The following is a 17,210-nucleotide window of genomic DNA, read 5'->3' on the forward strand; positions in this document are numbered from 1 at the left end:
CAGCCCTCCTATTTTCTTGTTCGTCTTTTATATTGCAAGTACCGTGCCAAATTCTAATCCTTGTTTTAATAGGTTTTCTCTATCTTTTAACAATAAAAAAGTGGACAAAATGAGACGTTTGTCTCGTTTTGTCCACTTTTGTTCCCTTAATAAGAGAATTGTTACTTTATTCATTATCAAAGCTCTTCTGTAATTTTCGGATGTAAATAATTTGACCAATATGATATGCATTATGAGTTGTTACATTCGCTAGCACTTCCCACCACTTTGCAGAAACAGGAAATCCCACTACATCACTTTCAACCTTTTCTTCATTTATGAGATTTTGCCATTGTAACAGTTTTTCTAGTAGTTTTTCCCGTAATTCATCGAAAGTTTGATTATCTGAGAGCATAAAACTTTTGTTATTATCTCCTATAGCGGGTACTGCATTCACATTTGATTCTTTATACCTAGTTTGCCACGTAGAGTTCCAATACAGTAAATGTTGTACGATTTCAGCTATACTATTACTCTCTTCATTCGGTTTCCAGAAAGCTTCCCTCTCAGATAAATCCTTAACTGCATCTGAAAATGGCATATACCAACTGGGATCATTTGCATTCGCTAATAGCTGATCTGCTAATACAGCTTTTACATGGACCATGTTTCTTCCCTCATTTCATTATCATATTAATATACACTACTCTATATACGCTGATTCCCTATAATCCCCTTTTTTTACATACAAATTGATTTCATAATGAATGTAAGAATAATAGATTTTCTTATCATAACTCGTTATGATAAAAGAAAAAGAAAGCTGGCGAAAAATGAATAAAAAAATCGCAATAATTACTGGAGCCTCAAGTGGATTTGGACTATTAACTACACTCGAACTCGCAAAAAAAGATTATTTAGTTATCGCTACAATGCGAAACCTTGAAAAACAAGGAACCTTACTATCCCAAGTTACTCAACTTAACTTACAGCACAATATAAAAGTTCAACAATTAGATGTAACAGATCAAAATTCTATACATAATTTCCAATTATTTTTAAAAGAAATTAATAGAATAGATCTCCTTATAAATAATGCAGGATATGCAAATGGGGGCTTTGTAGAAGAAATCCAAGTAGACGAATATCGAAAGCAATTTGAAACGAACCTTTTTGGAGCTATATCAATTACCCAGCTTGTTTTACCATATATGAGAAAACAAAGAAGTGGAAAAATCATTAATATAAGCAGCATTAGCGGCCAAGTTGGATTCCCTGGTTTATCTCCTTATGTATCTTCAAAATATGCATTAGAAGGCTGGAGTGAATCGCTTCGCTTAGAATTAAAACCTTTCGGAATAGATGTCGCTTTAATTGAACCTGGTTCTTACAACACAAATATATGGGAGGTTGGTAAACAACTAGCTGAAAACCAATCTGATACAACATCTCCTTACAAAGAATATATGGATAAAATACAAAAACATATTAATAGCGGTAGTGATACATTTGGTAATCCGATAGATGTTGCTAATAAAATCGTTGAAATTGCTGAAACAAAGCGTACTACTTTACGATATCCTATTGGAAAAGGTGTAAAATTTATGATCTTTACGAAGAAGATTCTTCCTTGGAGATTGTGGGAATACCTTGTTTTGAGAAGCTTTAAGAAGATGTAATAAACTTTTTGAAAACTATTTTGAAAGGGATGCTAATTAAATGTTAGGTTTACCGTATGGGAAAGTATTTTTAGTTCCGTGGACTGAGGAATGGGAATTTGAGTTTATGAAAGAGAAACAATTCATTGAGAAACAAATTGGCGAACATATTTTAGCCATACACCATATTGGCAGTACTGCTATTCCGCATTTAAGTGCAAAGCCAATTATTGATATTGCAATCGAACTAGAAGATTATAAAGACGGTTTAAAATGTATTCAAAAGTTAGAACTACTAAACTATAAATATAGAAAAGAAGTATTACCCGAAAGATACTATTTTAATAAAGGTGAACCAAGAACTCATCAAATTCATATGTATGAACAAGGGAATACATATTTAATAGAACAATTACAATTTCGAGATTACTTAATAGACAATAAGACTGCTCGTATACAGTATGAACAGTTGAAGATTCAACTTTCAAAAGCTAATCCTAATGATAAACATCAATATGCAGAGGATAAAACAAATTTCATTAAATCCGTATTAGCGAAATTAAATGTTTAAATTAAATAAGAAACCATTTAGTAGTAAATGGTTTCTTGTTTATTAGTTATTTCATTATTTGTACTATCAAATTTTTATTATACAGCAGGTGGAAAGAAGTAAAATAGTATCGAAGTCATAAAAATAAACGTGAATACCCCAATTACCGAAAATATATATTCTTTCGACTCTCTATCATACTTCCATTCCATCAATGCTCTTAAGATTAACGTCCCACCTAAATAAGTAAAAATGACATAAGCAATATTAATACTTTCAAATTTAAAGATAAATATAAAGCTAGTTATTAAATAAATAAAAAGTAGTCCTATTTCCAATTTTTTATGTAAACTATTTACATGTTTCTTATATCCCCAAAAACCACCCTTGGGCATATTCAATTTTTTTCTTAAAAACTTATCGAGAAAATAGATAGCTATACAAAAAACAATAGTTATAATCCAAAAAGTAGAAGCTCCCATTTTCACCCCTCCTATTATTTCATTTAATTACTTGAAATAAATTGGACTATATTACGGTTATCCCCTTCTAAATAACTTATGATGCCTTCAGGATATGTCGGCTTCTCCTGTAATTCCTCTAGACTTTTCCAAATTAATATAATATCCTCATGCTCTTTATGCCTTATTTCGTTTGTAATGATTTTTTCAACAGTCCCCCAATGTATCAATGTACAATGATGACCATTTTCGTTGCCCCACTCAAAAATATGTTCATTTACAATTGCTAACTCTTGAACATCAACTTTCAAATCGTATTCTTCTATTAACTCTCGAATTATTGCTTCTTTTGACGTTTCACCAAATTCAATAGAGCCACCTGGAAAACGATAAAATGATTCATTCTCATCACATTGTACTAGTACTTTTGAATGTTCGTCGTTTACAATCATTACTTCAGCCCGTAAACGTGGTCTTATCATTTTCTCACCCTTTATTTGTATGACCATTCATCACCAATACGTATTATAGAATACATTCAACATAAAACCTGTAATTATTAGTAACGGAACAATTCCAAACGAAATAATATATTCTTTTGCTTTCCTATCATATTTCCACTGCATATATCCTTGAAAAATGTACAACGTCATAAAAAAGAAAATTGGTATATAAGTCATGTATATTGGATTCAAAATTGAACCTATCATCATAAGTACTACATAAGAAATAATGATAATCCATTGCCCCCATTTATGTGATTGGCTGACATATTTACTATTCCATCCAGTTTGTCTCGGTATATTTAACTTCTTCCTCACAATTTTTTCTAAAAAGAATAAAATTATAATCCATAACAATAAGACAATTAGTTTCAAAAGAAACAGAAAGGCCTCCTCCTTTACCTTTTCTCCAGCTGATCACTCGGATACGTGGCATTCCTTTTATTTTCTACGTCCCAACTAATAATTGTCGCACTATCACGTCCCAACTGATGATGCACGTGTTCTAAAACATTGTGAATATTTTCTTTAAGTGTTTTATCGTTTCTGTTCATAGCATTATACAAATTTACAGGTATTTCATATCGGCGCTCCCCGCATTCTAATACCCCATCTGTCACCATCACAATTCGGTTCTTTCCAGTACGTAATTCACGAATACCTGATGAATAACAAGGAACAGGTAAATCGAATGTGTTTACATTCCCAATCCATTCGTAAAAATGACGTTGATTTAATGCATATTGCCCTAACTTATGTAACTCTTCATGAAATACATACACTAAACAATCACCAATAGAAATCCACCATATATAATTTTCTTTCCTTACACATAGTAAGCAAGCTGTTTCACCTTTAATTTTTTTGCACTTTTCCTTAAATGAAGATGACTGAAAAATTGTAAGTATATGATTTTCAACAGACTGAAATACTGAATTAATTGGTTCATTCAAAATTACTTTTATATTTTCATATTCTTTTTCGATTGTATTCACTACTAACTCAACACTTTTTGCACTATTATGTCCATCTAGAATAGCTGCAAATTCCCATTCACCATTTGACCAAACTAATGCACCATCTTCATTCTTTTTCGCTCCAGCAATTTTATTCCCGCCATATTTACCAAGTACAATATCACCATATTGCTTAACTGAAATTTCTCCTAAGTACATTTCTGTATTTCCAACCCATGAATATTGCGTATTATTTGTTGTATGCATACTCATTTACCATATACTTTCGTATTCTTTCGCATATTTTTTTTATTTTCTCTTCGTCACCATATGGTGCGCCAGTCCATTTCGCTATCTCGCTTGGTGACCAAAACTCTTTTGGTGTATTCGGATAACGCGGAATAATGTGCATATGCATATGTGGTACACCATTTCCTGAAACAAAAGTGTAAATATGCTCTGCACCTTCGCTTTCTTTTAGCGCTTTACTTACTCTACTTGTTATAAGTCCGAACGCTTTCGCTTCTTCATCTGTTAGTTCAGCAAGTCCAGGTACATGTCTTTTTATATCTATCATTACATAACCTAGGTATGTTTCTTCACTATCCCAGTGGACATGTCCAACGTAAACGAGTTCATCTTCGTAAATAGCTCCACCTGGAACTATAATATTTCCTTTATGTTTTTTGCAAATGAAACAGTTTTGTTCTATTTGATTGTTTGTTGACATATCTATCACCTTCCTTTTCATATATAATATCACAAAAAAAGGAAAAACATGTTTCGTATTCCGAATCTTCATTCTTTTAATACAATAATTTTTGAAATGAATTTACATCATTATTTCTTCAAAAACGAAATCCCAATTATAATCCCAATCACAATTCCGATTACTAAATTATTTGTAAAGTGCCCTTGAAATACACCAATTACAACCCCTATACCGACACCTATTGCCAAAGCATCATTTCTTTTTTTATTTTTAGCCAAAATTGCATCTCCTCCCATCATTTCTCCCTAAACAACATGCATTCACTTAAATGTATTAATATACGCACTATCTCGCTTAAATATTTCTAAAAAATGTACTGTAACTTCACATATAATATTTTCCATTTTCTGTACATACTCCTTTTATAATGAAAAAATTTCAAGTAACCATTAAATATTTATAGGCATTTACTATAAGAAAGATCCGTAATTTATTGAAGGAGGAACGATTCAAATGTATCCTCATTGGAATCCAAATATAAATCAACAGTATGTTTATTCCCCCCATCCTGTAAGGAATACATTGCATCATGATTCACAATATATGATGCAGCGCATCGCTAACCTTGAAAGTCAGTTAGCTAAATTAATCTCATTAATCGAAGAAAATAATCAATTAATTAAATCCATGGAACAACAGCAAAACCAAGTTTGTGCACCAGCTGGAGGTTCTGTTATCGTTCGTATGTAAACTGGATGCAATAAAAAACACACTTTGTAGTATAAAAGTGTGTTTTTTGTTCATTATTTTCTTTTCGTATGGAACCCTTGTGTAATTCGGTCTAATATAATTGCGATTACTACGATAGCTAATCCAGCTTCAAATCCCATTCCGATATTAACTTGTGTTACAGAGCGATATACATCAACTCCAAGCCCTGGAGCTCCTACAAGTGATGCTGTTACAACCATCGATAACGAAAGCATAATGCTTTGGTTCACACCAGCCATAATCGTTCCGGTTGCAAGTGGTAATTGTACTTTAAATAGTTTTTGTGATGCTGTGGATCCAAACGCATTCGCTGCTTCAATTAAATCTTCTGGAACTTGTCTAATCCCTAAGTCAGTAAAACGAATTGTCGGTGGCATTGCAAAGATTACCGATGCAATAATTCCAGGTACTACACCAACTCCGAAAAATGTAATCGCTGGAATGAGGTATACGAATGCCGGCATTGTTTGCATAAAATCTAATGTTGGCTTTAAAAATTTTGAGAAACGCTCATTTTGAGATGCTAATATACCAATTGGAATTCCGACAATAATTGAAATAATAACAGACGTAAGTACGAGTGCTAATGTTTGCATCGTTTGTGCCCAGTAGTTAATATTCAAAATGAATAATAATCCAATAAGCGTAAAAATGACTAAAGATAATTTCCTCGTTGTGTACCAAATGAAGAAACACAAGATAATAATCATCAATATGGCAGGTATTATTGTTAAAAAATTAGTGAGTAAATCAACGAATCCACCAATAATATAAGAGAATCCTCGGAATAAGCCTTCAAAGTGCTCATATAAACTTGCAACAAATGAGTCGACCCATTCCCCTAATGGAATACGTGGTATACTATTCATCGTCTTTCACCTCTTCCTCAATGTTTCCTGCAAGAGCTTGAATGACACTTTCACGTTTAATAATTCCTCTTAGCCTTTTCTTCTCATCGATTACTGGTAAGGGATATTTCATCTCTGCCATTTTTGCATATGTCTCTTCCAGTAAAGTATCCAAATACACATGCGGAATATCATTAAGTAATAAATCAGCAATCGGCCACTGTTTTTGTACTGCTTTACTCGCATCATCCGCAGTTAATATACCTAAAAACTCATACTTTTTGTTTACAACATATACAGTTGAGACGCCTGCATTCCTCATAATTTGAAGAGCCACACGAGGTCCACGATCAATTAATAAAGTTTCTGGTCGTTTTAAAATAGACTCAGCCGTAATTACTTTTCCTAAATTCACGTCCGCAACAAACTTTTCTACAAATTCATTTGCGGGGCTCATCATAATTTCTTCTGGCGTTCCAATTTGGACGATTTCTCCATCTTTCATTAATGCGATACGATCTCCAATTCGAAGCGCTTCATCTAAATCATGCGTAATAAATATAATCGTTTTTTCCATTTTATCTTGTAACTCTAACAATTCATCTTGCATTTCTTTTCGAATAAGTGGATCTAATGCACTAAATGACTCGTCCATTAGTAATACATCTGGATTATTCGTTAGTGCCCTTGCGATTCCAACGCGCTGCTGCATACCACCACTAAGTTGACTTGGATAATTATCTTTATGATGATCGAGTCCTACTAACTGTAGCGATTCTAACGCTTTTTTCTCTCGCTCTTCAACCGGAACTCCTTGTATTTCTAAACCATATGCAACATTTTGTATAACTGTACGATGCGGAAATAGAGCAAATTTCTGAAATACCATACTCATTTTCGTTCTTCTTACTCTCCGTAACTCTTCTTTTCCCATCGTTGCGATGTCTTCACCATCTATGTATATATGACCTGCAGTTGGTTTAATCAATTGATTTAACATACGAACTAGCGTAGATTTCCCGCTACCAGACAAACCCATAATAACGAAAATCTCTCCAGAGTAAACTTCAAACGTTGCTTTTTTCACCCCAACGTTCATTCCTGTCTCTTTTAAAATTTCCGATTTACTTTTTCCTTCTTTTAATAAGGAAAGGGCTCTTTGCGGATGTTTCCCGAATACTTTTGTTACGTTTTCAACACGCACCTTTGTATTATCCATGTCACTACTCCTTTTCTACCCATCTATTCACATAGTGTTGCGATTTTACAAAGAAATATTACATAAAAATGACATTCATAAGATTTCTTTAAAATTCTCGTTTCCGTTCATAATAAGAATGCTTACTTATACATTTATTTTATAAGGCAAACGTTACTTAGGAGGTTTTCGATGCGAAAGAAAATTTGGTTTATATGCCTTGCATTATTTATTACTATGATTTTCACTTCATGTAATGCAACAAATGCAAATTCGAAAGGAAAAATTAAACTTGGTGTAACAAGTTGGAAAGAAAATATTGCAACTGCAAACATGTGGAAAGTTTTATTAGAAGAAAAAGGCTACAAAGTTGAGCTCATGTATTTAGAAAAAGCCGCAATTTGGACTGGTGTCGCTCGTGGCGATGTTGATGCGAATTTAGAAGTATGGCTACCAGTTACAGATAAACCGCTAAACGATCGTTATAAAGATGATATTGTCTTAAAATCAAAATGGTACGAAGGTACTGGACTAGGTTTAGTCGTCCCTTCTTATATGAAAAACATAAACAGTATCGAAGATTTAAATGCTCATAAAGATGAACTAGATAATAAAATTGTCGGTATCGAACCCGGTAGTAGTCTTATGAATTTAACGAATAAAGCAATGAAAGAATATGATATAAAACTAAAACTTGTCCAATCTTCTGAAGCTGCGATGATGAGTGAACTAAAGAAAGCAAATACAAAAAAGAAACCAATCGCTGTTACGCTTTGGAATCCGCATTGGGGTTTTTCAGAATTTGACTTAAAATATTTAAAAGACCCTAAGAAAGTATATGGTGAAAAAGATGACATTTATTACTCCGTTCGTAAAGGTTTCGAAAAAGATCACCCAGATGTTATAAAATACTTTGATAAATGGAAAATGAACGATGAACAGCTCGGTACGTTAATGGTCATGTTAAATAAAACAAAAGATCCTGAAGAGGCTGCGCGAAAATGGATTAAAAAAAATCAAGCATTAGTTGATGAATGGGTAAAGGATTAATAAAAAGGCTAGAGAATTAACATATCCTCTAGCCTTTTTCATCTTATTTTTTCGTAACAACGTCATCTACAATCCCATATGCCTTCGCTTCTTCTGCAGTCATAAAATAATCTCTTTCTGTATCATGTGCTACTCTTTCAATCGGTTGGCCTGTTTTTTCTGCAATCATTTTATTAATATCATGCTTTAACTTTAATATTCTTTTCGCAGTTATTTCAATTTCTGTTGCTTGCCCTTGTGCACCACCAAGCGGCTGATGAATCATAATTTCACTGTTAGGAAGCGCAAACCGTTTTCCTTTTGCTCCTGATAATAATAACAATGCACCGAATGATGCCGCAAAGCCCATGCATAGCGTTTGCACATCTGGTTTAATTAAATTCATCGTATCTAATATTGCAAAACCTGCTGTCGTTGAACCTCCTGGGCTATTAATGTATAAATATATATCTTTCTCTGCATCTTCTGCTTCTAAAAATAATAATTGCGCTACGACACTACTCGCTACTTGATCGTTAATTTCTGAGCCGATAATAATAATGCGGTCTTTTAATAACCTTGAATATATATCATAGGAACGTTCTCCTAATTTTGTTTGTTCTACTACATATGGAATTGTATTCATTTTAAATTCCTCCAATAATTGTTATGCTGCGCAAAGCATACAACTGTAGGAAGAAGGGTTTTTCACATTAAATAATAACACTGGCTGTTTAGATGGTAACTTAGTAAAATCTATTGTCGGAAGAAGTTTCGTTAACAATTCTGGTCTTTCCTCACGAATAGATGTTACAACAACTTCAATATCCTCTGTGAATTCGACTATCTCAATCCCTTCTTCACTTACAGTTTTCAGCCTATTTCTACTCCGAAATAAAGAAGCCTTTACTGCACCTTCTGATACAGAACACACTTTAGCAATATCAGCGATACTATATTGAAAAACATCTTTTAATAATAAAATTGCGGATTGCTGTACATTTAATGAAGACAATACTTTCCCTACCATTTCATGCAAATCTGCAATGTTCTCATGTGGTTCTTCAAAAGTGATTTGTTCTCTTATTTTTTCATGAACAGACTTAGACTTTATCTGATCTAACCAACGATTTCTTGCTATTTTATAGACGAGTGTCATACAAATATCTTTATTTCTATATTTTTGAAGCACTTTACACACTGTTTCTTGGGCGAGATCTTCCCCATCCCATTTGTTTTTCGTTAAAAAAGTACAGTATCTTTTTAACTCTCCATATTGTTCAATTAAAAAGTTTATATTTGAATGATTCATATCGATATGGTTCTTTAAAACATGAGTTACTTTTGTGCACAAAATAACCACTCCTTTTCAGCGCTTACTTAATAAACGATTCAACATTAAAAAAAGTTACGGGGATATAAAAAAATAATGTTTATGTTCAATAATTCGCGGTCATAAATATGTTATGTACAATTTTACGTGAGGAGGAACAAATTTGCCAAAATTAACAATTGAAGGTGCGGGAACTTTTGATGTGAAAGAAGGAACAAAGTTAGTATTAGCAATTGAAGATAGCGGTGTCAACATTCTTCATCGTTGCGGCGGGAATGCACGTTGCACAACTTGTAGAGTAGAAATACTAGCAGGTGATTTCTGTGAAGCGAGTGCGAATGAGAAACATGCAATGACGGAAAAAGGGATTGAAGATCATTTACGATTATCTTGTCAAATGCGTGTACATAAAGATATAGTCGTTCGTCCGGTACTTACAGTTGAAAATTCAGGTCTTGATGCTGGACCGCGTCCAGCGGAGTAAAGCGATGAATTTAAAACAGCTCGCTGGCGAATATGCCGCTAACTTTGTAAATGATGGCATGAAGATTGGGCTTGGTACAGGTTCTACTGTATATTGGACAATACAAAAATTAGGTGAGCGTGTAAAAGAAGGATTATCATTTCAAGCTGTACCGACATCAAAGGAAACTGAAGCATTAGCACATCAACTAAATATCCCCCTAATTTCGTTAAACGACGTACAAAGTCTTGATCTTACAATTGATGGAGCGGATGAAATTGATTCAAATTTACAACTTATAAAAGGCGGTGGCGGTGCATTACTTCGTGAAAAAATCGTTGCCTCTTCCTCTAAAGAACTAATTATCATTGCTGATGAATCGAAACTTGTAACACATTTAGGTACTTTTCCATTACCTATTGAAATCATCCCTTTTTCATGGAAACAAACCGAAAATAAAATTCAGTCTTTAGGATGTCAAACAACATTACGTTTGAAAAATAATGAAACCTATATAACCGATAACAATAACATGATTATCGATTGTATATTCCCTAATCATATTTCTAATCCTGCCCATTTACACACTCAATTAAAAATGATTACTGGTGTAGTTGAAACAGGGTTATTTATAAGTATGACGAGTAAAGTAATTATCGGCGCTAAAAATGGGATAAAGGAATTGTAATAAAAGCTAACTTTTTAAAGTTGGCTTTTTAGTATGTTCTTCTCTTTATAGCGCTTTATTATGATATACTATGAAAACACAAGCTGATTACATTAGAAAGGACTGAACATTTTGCAATCCAAACTTATAACAGAACTTGCTGATTTAGAAACTGCCTTTCATATTCGAAAAGAAGTATTTGTAAAAGAACAAGGTGTCCCTCTTGCAGATGAATTTGATACATTCGATGAAATCGGAGAGCAATGTAAACATATTTTAGTTTATTATCATGAGCTTCCTGTAGGCACAGGGCGTATACGATTTGTTGATGGTGTCGGAAAATTAGAACGTATTTGTATTTTAAAAGATTATCGTACATACGGATTAGGTAAAGTCATCATTCAAACGTTAGAAGAACTTGCTCGTAACAAACAAGTTACAAAAGTGAAACTACACGGTCAAACACAAGCTGAAGGATTTTATACAAAACTAGGTTATCAAACTTCTTCTGATATATTTATGGAAGATGGCATTCCACATATACTTATGACGAAAGTATTATCATAATAAAAAGGTAGTGTATGAATCTTATGTATTCATACACTACCTTTTTTTATTAATAGAAAAGTGAATTCTCAAGATTCCCTTTTGCATCAAAGCCCATCATCTCTTAGTTCATACCTAAGTAAAGCTTACACTGTTTTCCATAATGATAATGCATAAATCCAGTTTGGATCACCATTTCCTTGATAACTCTGGACTGCTTCATATACTTTTCCTTCGTGCAGAACTCTATCTCCCTTTTTATATGCTTTTTTTGCATCCCACGCTTCATATGAAGCGTTTTCAGTTTTTGTAGTAATTGTGAATATATCACTCTGTACGGATTCATTTCCAGCTACATCAACAGCTTTCACTACATATTTATAAGTAGTATTAGCGAGCAGATTTTTATCCAAATAAGAAGTTGTATTGGATGTTGCAATCTTTTTCATTGCCCCTTCTGTTTCTCTATAAATATCATAATGGTCTACACCAATATTATCGTCAGATGGACTCCACATTAAATCCACACTTGACGCTGTCGTTCCCATACTATGTAATCCTTTTGGTTGTGTTGGTGCTTCTGTATCAGGAGTCTCAACTGTCGTTTTTACTGTAAGCGCTGCACTTTCTTTCGATACATTTCCAGCTGCGTCAATTGCTTTTACAGTATAAGAGTATTCTGTACTTGGTTGTAATTTCTTATCAATAAAATGAGTGCCTAGTACTGTATCAATCATCTCTCCGTTACGGAAGATTTGATATCCTTTTACCCCTACATTATCCGTAGAAGCGTTCCATGTTAGTTCTACACTATTCGCTGTTACTTTTTGCGTCTGAAGTCCATTTGGAATACTTGGCGCTTCTATGTCTGGTTTCACATCATTAATAAGATTAACATCAATTACATTATAGAATGCATTTGCTGTATCAGCTACATCCCATACTGCTAAAATCACATGATATCCACTACGATCAGTAGGTACATTGATTTTATGAGTTAAATTATTTGAAGCTGCAGAACCATCATGTTGTACTGTTCCAATTGGTTCAAAATCTGCTCTTGTTAGCGCTTTATTTGGATTCCATCCTTTTTTAGTAATATAGTAATGCCACTTACTCGTTAAGTGAGGCGCAGTATACTTCCAAGTAAATGTATTTTCCCCACCAGTGATTGTATTTTTAAACCAACGATTTGCTGTTTGTTGATCTAAAATACTACCAAATTTTCCGCCTGCTGAAGCAATTTGTCCATCTACTGGACCACCTTGTGGGAACCCTTTTGGAGCTTCTAAACTTTGTGGTTCATACATAACACTTCCACAGTTTACATTTAGCGCACCATAAGTTGGACTACATAAAGCAGATCGGCTACCAGGCTTTTCAACAAAACCGTGCGCATAAGCATTTTGAGGAATAAGTGTCGTACTAATAATTCCAGCTGTTAATGCTACAGCTCCTAAACTTTTTTTGTTCATTTTCATATTTTGTAGTTGTTTTAAAAATCGATTATTCATGTTCATGTCTCCTTCTTGTTATACTTTGTAGTGGAATGTGGGCTTTGATGTAAAAGAATAACAAGAGACAAACTTGTACCGATGTATGTGTTAATTATGCATACACCGCAGTGAAATTATATTTTTCTTGTGTAATATTTCACTTTATGAATATATCATGACATAGAAATTACCTGAGTATGTGCAGAAGTTGTGCAGAAACAGTGAAATTATTACTAACATGTAAAACTAAGTCCTAACATTTTAAAATAAAATTTGAATATATTTATCTATCATCTTTACTTCATAATTGACAATACATTTAACTGGTTAACTTTTATTCTTATACTTATATCTCTCAGTGCCTTAGTTTTAACCATACTAGATATTAAAAATAAGAATTATAAAGTTAAATAAAAAGCATCCTATTTAGATGCTTTTCTAATGTATAATTTCATTTTTTCACTGACCTACAAATATAAAAATTTCATCAACAGCTTCCTTATATCCACCTGATTTTTGGAAAGATTTCTTCAAATTCAAAGCAACTTCTTTAAATGACGGATTATTTAATACCATTTCTACACTTTCACTTAGTTGATCCGCAGTTAATCCTTGCATTTGTAATTTTATTCCTGCTCCAAGACTCTCCACTTGCTTTGCGACTACTGGCTGATCTGCACTTTGCGGTATTACAACGAGCGGAACCCCGTTATACAGTCCTTCATGCGCACTGTTCATCCCGCCGTGTGTAATAAATAGTTTCGTATATGTAAGCAGCTCAGTTTGGGGTACATAGTTTTTCACAATGAAGTTTTTAGGAATTTCGCCTAGATCACTTATTTTTGTTTTACTACCAATAGACATAACAATTGTATGCTCACTATTCTCAAAGGCCTTCATACACAGTTTATAAAAGTCAATCGCTTCATTAAAAACAGTACCTAATGAAATATAAATCGGACTTTTTTCTTCAATTGAAGTAAAATCAACGTCTCTGTTTTTCATTTGTGCAGAGATAGATGGTCCTACAAATTTATATATTTCATCAAACGTATCACCAAAAGGCTGGAACTCCTTAATTGTATATACAATAGTAAGGGGTGCAGGATTACAGAAAACTTCATACGATGATTTTATTTCAACACCATATTTTTCAGCAATTCCCTTCGTTAAGTTTTGAAAATCATTCTGTATTTTATCATAAATTTCTACTGGGATATTTTTTGATAGATGACCTAACATTTGCTCAAAGGATTTTTCATCCTGCGCAAAAGATGTGCATGAATTTATGGCTGGAAGTTTAAGGATTTGAGCAATTAAATGGCCACAGCCAAACATAGAATCATGAATTATGTAATCAAAATGTTCACCTTCAATTTGTTCTAAAACGCTAGGTATTACAATATCCGCTGTATGTAGAAGGCCATTTATTCTTTCCTGTAAATAATTTCTGCCTCCAGATAGAAACGCTTTTATAAATTTTTGATCATCAATCGTTCGTACAGTAGCACCCGTCTTCTCAATCCGCTCCCTGAAAGCTTCTATTGAAAAATAAACGACCTCTTCACCACGAGAAATCAATTCATCTACAACTTGTAAAGTTGGATTTATATGTCCTTCTGATCCAGCATTAATAAATAAAACACGCGCCATAATAAACACTCCTTACGTTAAATCATTTCTATGTTGGCAAGAGTACGGATTCTCTCCATACTCTTTTCCTAGCTGTTCGTATCATGTTCCTACTAAATTGACCTAGCGAGTCTAAAACCGAGATCATCTATATGAAATGTAGGATGGCTTCGACGACGACAAGTAGCTCCGCACCCTCTCGCTGTTTCAGCCCAACTACCACCACGAAAAATACGGTATGATCCGTACACTGTTTCATCATACAAATCATAACACCATTCCCAAACGTTCCCTAGCATATCATAAAGTCCCCATGCATTCGGTTCTTTTTGGCCAACGTCATGAATCTCTCCATTTGAATTTTCATTATACCACGCTATATCATGAAGTTTTCCGTATGTATATCCGGTTGTACTTGCTTTACATGCATATTGCCACTCCGCCTCAGATGGTAATCGGTAGCCATTTGAACCTAAATTACATTTCACAATTTGACCACCATCACTAATAGAATAATATTCTTTTAATCCCGCTTTTTTTGAAAGTACATTACAAAACGAAATGGCATCGTTCCATGAAATATTGACAACTGGTTTATGATTTTCATCAAAATTATTTAATGTACTATTTGTAATAGCATCATATAGTTCCATTGTTACAGCATACTTTGCAAGAAGAAATGGTTGAATTTGTACTAGCCATTCTTTTTTTATTCGATCATCTCTTAATACTACCTCTCCAGCTGGAATATTGACCATTAATGAATTGATTAGTTGAATTAAATCGTTAGTCATTTTCTATTCCTCCAAACGTTCATTTTATATGAACTTAAAGTCATATACTCATTACAAAATAGAATTTTCAAAAAGCGTTAAATTTTTCATAATAAAAAACGATTAGTTTTATTAAACTAATCGGTAAGATTCACAAAGAATTTTTGTGTTACATTCTATAATTATATGTGCTCTAAAAATTTCCGAACCTCATTTGGAGATTTTAAAACAATAACCTTTTTCTCTTCCGGCAATTGCTCTAACCCTTTTAAAATTGTAGGTCGTTTAGCATTAGGATATTCCCATATCCATTTAAAAAATTGCAAATCAAATCTTTCTTCACATCCCGCGCCCATATCTGGTCTTGTTTTATTCTGGTATTTTACAATTCTTTTAAAAGCACGATAAATACAAATTGTTCTATGAATATCAAGGAAGATAATTGTATCAGCTGCATTCAGTCTTATACCCATCGTCCCGCCATAATTCCCATCAATAATCCATTTCTCATCTTTAATTAAGTTATTTTGAACTGTTATTTGTTCTTCTCTCGGAACACCTTCCCAATTCGGTTTCCAAAATAATGCATCAAGATGATGCACCTTAATATTTAATTTATTTCCTAACTGCCTTGCTAATGTAGATTTTCCTGAACCACCAGAACCAATTAATATTATTTTTTTCATACCTTTACGATACCTTCTATAACTTCTTCAATAGTTTCCTTATTAGCGAAAATCCAGAAGAACATTTCTTCATTTAACTTTAATAAATCTGGTAACTGGACAAAATAAGCAATAAAGATAATTTGAATTGAAAGCATAACATACCAAATAGCTTTTAGTTCTTCTTTCGTTAAATCATTTTGTTTATAATAACCTTCAAAGACTTTGCTAACGATATGTAACCATTTCCCTCTTAATCTTTCATCACTAAATAGCTCGCTTAATATACTTGTACAGCAATAACATAAATCAAATATTTTTACATTATTTTCTAAAATCTCAAAATCTATAAACCCTTCCAGTTTATCATCTTTAAAGATTACATTTGATAGATGCATATCACGATGAATAATTTGTCTCGGTAATGGATGGACCGTTTCCTTGAAAGCTGCGTGCATTCGCTCCATCTTTTGAATTACCTCTCGATGAACATACTCATTCTTTTCTAAAATCGGTATAGCCCATTCAAATGCCATCCTATATAAATCTCTTTTTATTAACTCATGGTCACTATTCACCGAATGTAATGCTTTGTGCAGATTAGCTATTTCTTCTCCAATTGTACTTGCTAGCCTTTCCAGCTTATTCGTATCTTTTATTTCTAAAACACTTCCGGCAACATACTCATATAAGCAATAATATTTTTCTTTATATAATACATATTGTTCATCATTTTCTGTCTTTACTACTCTCTGTACTTTAATTCCCTTTTCATACAGTTGCTTCAAAACATCGAATTCAACTAGAAGTTGCTTTATTGATCCTGTTTTCTTTAAAATATACTCTTTATTCTTGCATATAACCTTCGCTACTTTTTGTTGCATTACAGTAGCTGTGACATGTTCATTTTGAAACCAAAACTTTGCAATTTCCAGTGCTTGTTCCATTTACAAATACCCCTTTTACAATT

The 17,210-nt window shown here is 33.2% G+C and carries 24 protein-coding genes; 7 read left to right on the forward strand and 17 right to left on the reverse strand.

Features of this window, described 5'->3' with window-relative positions:
- Positions 1-27 precede the first annotated feature (27 nt).
- Together GD442_RS27760 and GD442_RS12995 are read right to left on the reverse strand one after the other, a co-directional pair.
- The gene (locus GD442_RS27760; protein ID WP_001045414.1) at positions 28-174 is read right to left on the reverse strand and encodes a hypothetical protein; all 147 of its coding nucleotides are present in this window, start codon (positions 172-174) and stop codon (positions 28-30) included.
- Complete coding sequence (locus tag GD442_RS12995; protein ID WP_000233778.1) at positions 167-646, reverse strand: DinB family protein; 480 nt, start codon at positions 644-646, stop codon at positions 167-169. Before GD442_RS12995 ends, GD442_RS27760 begins: the two co-directional genes overlap by 8 nt.
- A gap of 166 nt (positions 647-812) precedes the next feature.
- Here GD442_RS12995 and GD442_RS13000 point away from each other — a divergent pair, with 166 nt between their 5' ends.
- Positions 813-1,658, forward strand: a complete 846-nt coding sequence (locus GD442_RS13000; RefSeq protein WP_001034794.1) for an oxidoreductase — start codon at positions 813-815, stop codon at positions 1,656-1,658.
- A 40-nt stretch (positions 1,659-1,698) separates the two neighbouring features.
- The gene (locus GD442_RS13005) at positions 1,699-2,208 is read left to right on the forward strand and encodes a GrpB family protein (protein WP_000901198.1); all 510 of its coding nucleotides are present in this window, start codon (positions 1,699-1,701) and stop codon (positions 2,206-2,208) included.
- A gap of 77 nt (positions 2,209-2,285) precedes the next feature.
- Here the strand turns inward: GD442_RS13005 and GD442_RS13010 are convergent, their stop codons facing one another.
- The 6 genes from GD442_RS13010 to GD442_RS13035 form a co-directional block, all read right to left on the reverse strand.
- Positions 2,286-2,669, reverse strand: a complete 384-nt coding sequence (locus GD442_RS13010) for a DUF4181 domain-containing protein (RefSeq protein WP_000501285.1) — start codon at positions 2,667-2,669, stop codon at positions 2,286-2,288.
- Positions 2,670-2,692: 23 nt separating this feature from the next.
- A complete protein-coding gene (locus GD442_RS13015; protein WP_000620919.1) occupies positions 2,693-3,130 on the reverse strand; it encodes an NUDIX domain-containing protein in 438 nt (145 codons plus the stop codon).
- A gap of 30 nt (positions 3,131-3,160) precedes the next feature.
- A complete protein-coding gene (locus GD442_RS13020) occupies positions 3,161-3,526 on the reverse strand; it encodes a DUF4181 domain-containing protein (RefSeq protein WP_000767736.1) in 366 nt (121 codons plus the stop codon).
- A 23-nt stretch (positions 3,527-3,549) separates the two neighbouring features.
- Positions 3,550-4,374 carry a PP2C family serine/threonine-protein phosphatase gene (locus tag GD442_RS13025; RefSeq protein ID WP_000557606.1) on the reverse strand — a complete coding sequence of 275 codons (825 nt, stop codon included), beginning with the start codon at positions 4,372-4,374 and terminating at the stop codon, positions 3,550-3,552.
- A complete protein-coding gene (locus GD442_RS13030) occupies positions 4,358-4,858 on the reverse strand; it encodes an HIT family protein (RefSeq protein WP_172605314.1) in 501 nt (166 codons plus the stop codon). Before GD442_RS13030 ends, GD442_RS13025 begins: the two co-directional genes overlap by 17 nt.
- A gap of 89 nt (positions 4,859-4,947) precedes the next feature.
- Positions 4,948-5,115, reverse strand: a complete 168-nt coding sequence (locus tag GD442_RS13035; RefSeq protein WP_000508402.1) for a glycine zipper domain-containing protein — start codon at positions 5,113-5,115, stop codon at positions 4,948-4,950.
- A 217-nt stretch (positions 5,116-5,332) separates the two neighbouring features.
- Here GD442_RS13035 and GD442_RS13040 point away from each other — a divergent pair, with 217 nt between their 5' ends.
- Positions 5,333-5,569, forward strand: a complete 237-nt coding sequence (locus tag GD442_RS13040) for a hypothetical protein (protein ID WP_000283223.1) — start codon at positions 5,333-5,335, stop codon at positions 5,567-5,569.
- 53 nt (positions 5,570-5,622) lie between these two features.
- On the opposite strand, the gene GD442_RS13045 is transcribed toward GD442_RS13040, so the two are convergent.
- Complete coding sequence (locus GD442_RS13045) at positions 5,623-6,459, reverse strand: ABC transporter permease (protein WP_001084759.1); 837 nt, start codon at positions 6,457-6,459, stop codon at positions 5,623-5,625.
- Positions 6,452-7,657, reverse strand: a complete 1,206-nt coding sequence (locus tag GD442_RS13050; protein ID WP_000370606.1) for a quaternary amine ABC transporter ATP-binding protein — start codon at positions 7,655-7,657, stop codon at positions 6,452-6,454. The genes GD442_RS13045 and GD442_RS13050 overlap by 8 nt, the downstream gene beginning before the upstream one ends.
- Positions 7,658-7,828: 171 nt before the next feature.
- On the opposite strand from GD442_RS13050, the gene GD442_RS13055 reads away from it, so the two are divergent.
- Positions 7,829-8,686 (forward strand): glycine betaine ABC transporter substrate-binding protein, encoded by an 858-nt coding sequence (locus GD442_RS13055; protein ID WP_159365103.1) that lies wholly within the window; start codon positions 7,829-7,831, stop codon positions 8,684-8,686.
- Positions 8,687-8,729: 43 nt separating this feature from the next.
- Here GD442_RS13055 and clpP read toward each other — a convergent pair whose 3' ends face one another.
- On the reverse strand, positions 8,730-9,311 hold the full coding sequence (gene clpP, locus GD442_RS13060) for an ATP-dependent Clp endopeptidase proteolytic subunit ClpP (RefSeq protein WP_001092372.1): 582 nt from the start codon (positions 9,309-9,311) through the stop codon (positions 8,730-8,732).
- Positions 9,312-9,332: 21 nt separating this feature from the next.
- On the reverse strand, positions 9,333-10,019 hold the full coding sequence (locus tag GD442_RS13065) for an RNA polymerase subunit sigma-70 (protein WP_000337509.1): 687 nt from the start codon (positions 10,017-10,019) through the stop codon (positions 9,333-9,335).
- Between the two features lie 142 nt (positions 10,020-10,161).
- On the opposite strand from GD442_RS13065, the gene GD442_RS13070 reads away from it, so the two are divergent.
- The 3 genes from GD442_RS13070 (at position 10,162) to GD442_RS13080 (ending at position 11,695) form a co-directional block, all read left to right on the forward strand.
- On the forward strand, positions 10,162-10,482 hold the full coding sequence (locus GD442_RS13070; protein ID WP_001125388.1) for a 2Fe-2S iron-sulfur cluster-binding protein: 321 nt from the start codon (positions 10,162-10,164) through the stop codon (positions 10,480-10,482).
- Positions 10,483-10,486: 4 nt separating this feature from the next.
- Positions 10,487-11,149 (forward strand): ribose 5-phosphate isomerase A, encoded by a 663-nt coding sequence (rpiA, locus tag GD442_RS13075; protein WP_001049982.1) that lies wholly within the window; start codon positions 10,487-10,489, stop codon positions 11,147-11,149.
- A 111-nt stretch (positions 11,150-11,260) separates the two neighbouring features.
- Positions 11,261-11,695 carry a GNAT family N-acetyltransferase gene (locus GD442_RS13080; protein WP_001190865.1) on the forward strand — a complete coding sequence of 145 codons (435 nt, stop codon included), beginning with the start codon at positions 11,261-11,263 and terminating at the stop codon, positions 11,693-11,695.
- A gap of 125 nt (positions 11,696-11,820) precedes the next feature.
- Here GD442_RS13080 and GD442_RS13085 read toward each other — a convergent pair whose 3' ends face one another.
- The 5 genes from GD442_RS13085 to GD442_RS13105 form a co-directional block, all read right to left on the reverse strand.
- Positions 11,821-13,188 carry a lytic polysaccharide monooxygenase gene (locus GD442_RS13085; RefSeq protein WP_001065152.1) on the reverse strand — a complete coding sequence of 456 codons (1,368 nt, stop codon included), beginning with the start codon at positions 13,186-13,188 and terminating at the stop codon, positions 11,821-11,823.
- 441 nt (positions 13,189-13,629) lie between these two features.
- Complete coding sequence (locus GD442_RS13090) at positions 13,630-14,823, reverse strand: macrolide family glycosyltransferase (RefSeq protein WP_000124880.1); 1,194 nt, start codon at positions 14,821-14,823, stop codon at positions 13,630-13,632.
- Positions 14,824-14,915: 92 nt separating this feature from the next.
- Positions 14,916-15,596, reverse strand: coding sequence for a formylglycine-generating enzyme family protein (locus GD442_RS13095; protein WP_000180354.1), 681 nt, complete (start codon positions 15,594-15,596; stop codon positions 14,916-14,918).
- A gap of 161 nt (positions 15,597-15,757) precedes the next feature.
- Entirely contained in the window at positions 15,758-16,261 is a 504-nt protein-coding gene (locus GD442_RS13100) for a DNA topology modulation protein (protein WP_000720558.1), read from the reverse strand.
- Positions 16,258-17,187 (reverse strand): phosphotransferase enzyme family protein, encoded by a 930-nt coding sequence (locus GD442_RS13105; RefSeq protein WP_000434088.1) that lies wholly within the window; start codon positions 17,185-17,187, stop codon positions 16,258-16,260. Before GD442_RS13105 ends, GD442_RS13100 begins: the two co-directional genes overlap by 4 nt.
- Positions 17,188-17,210 lie beyond the last annotated feature (23 nt).

The sequence above is a fragment of the Bacillus sp. A260 genome, from assembly GCF_009861435.1.
Classification (GTDB): Bacteria; Bacillota; Bacilli; order Bacillales; family Bacillaceae_G; genus Bacillus_A; species Bacillus_A cereus.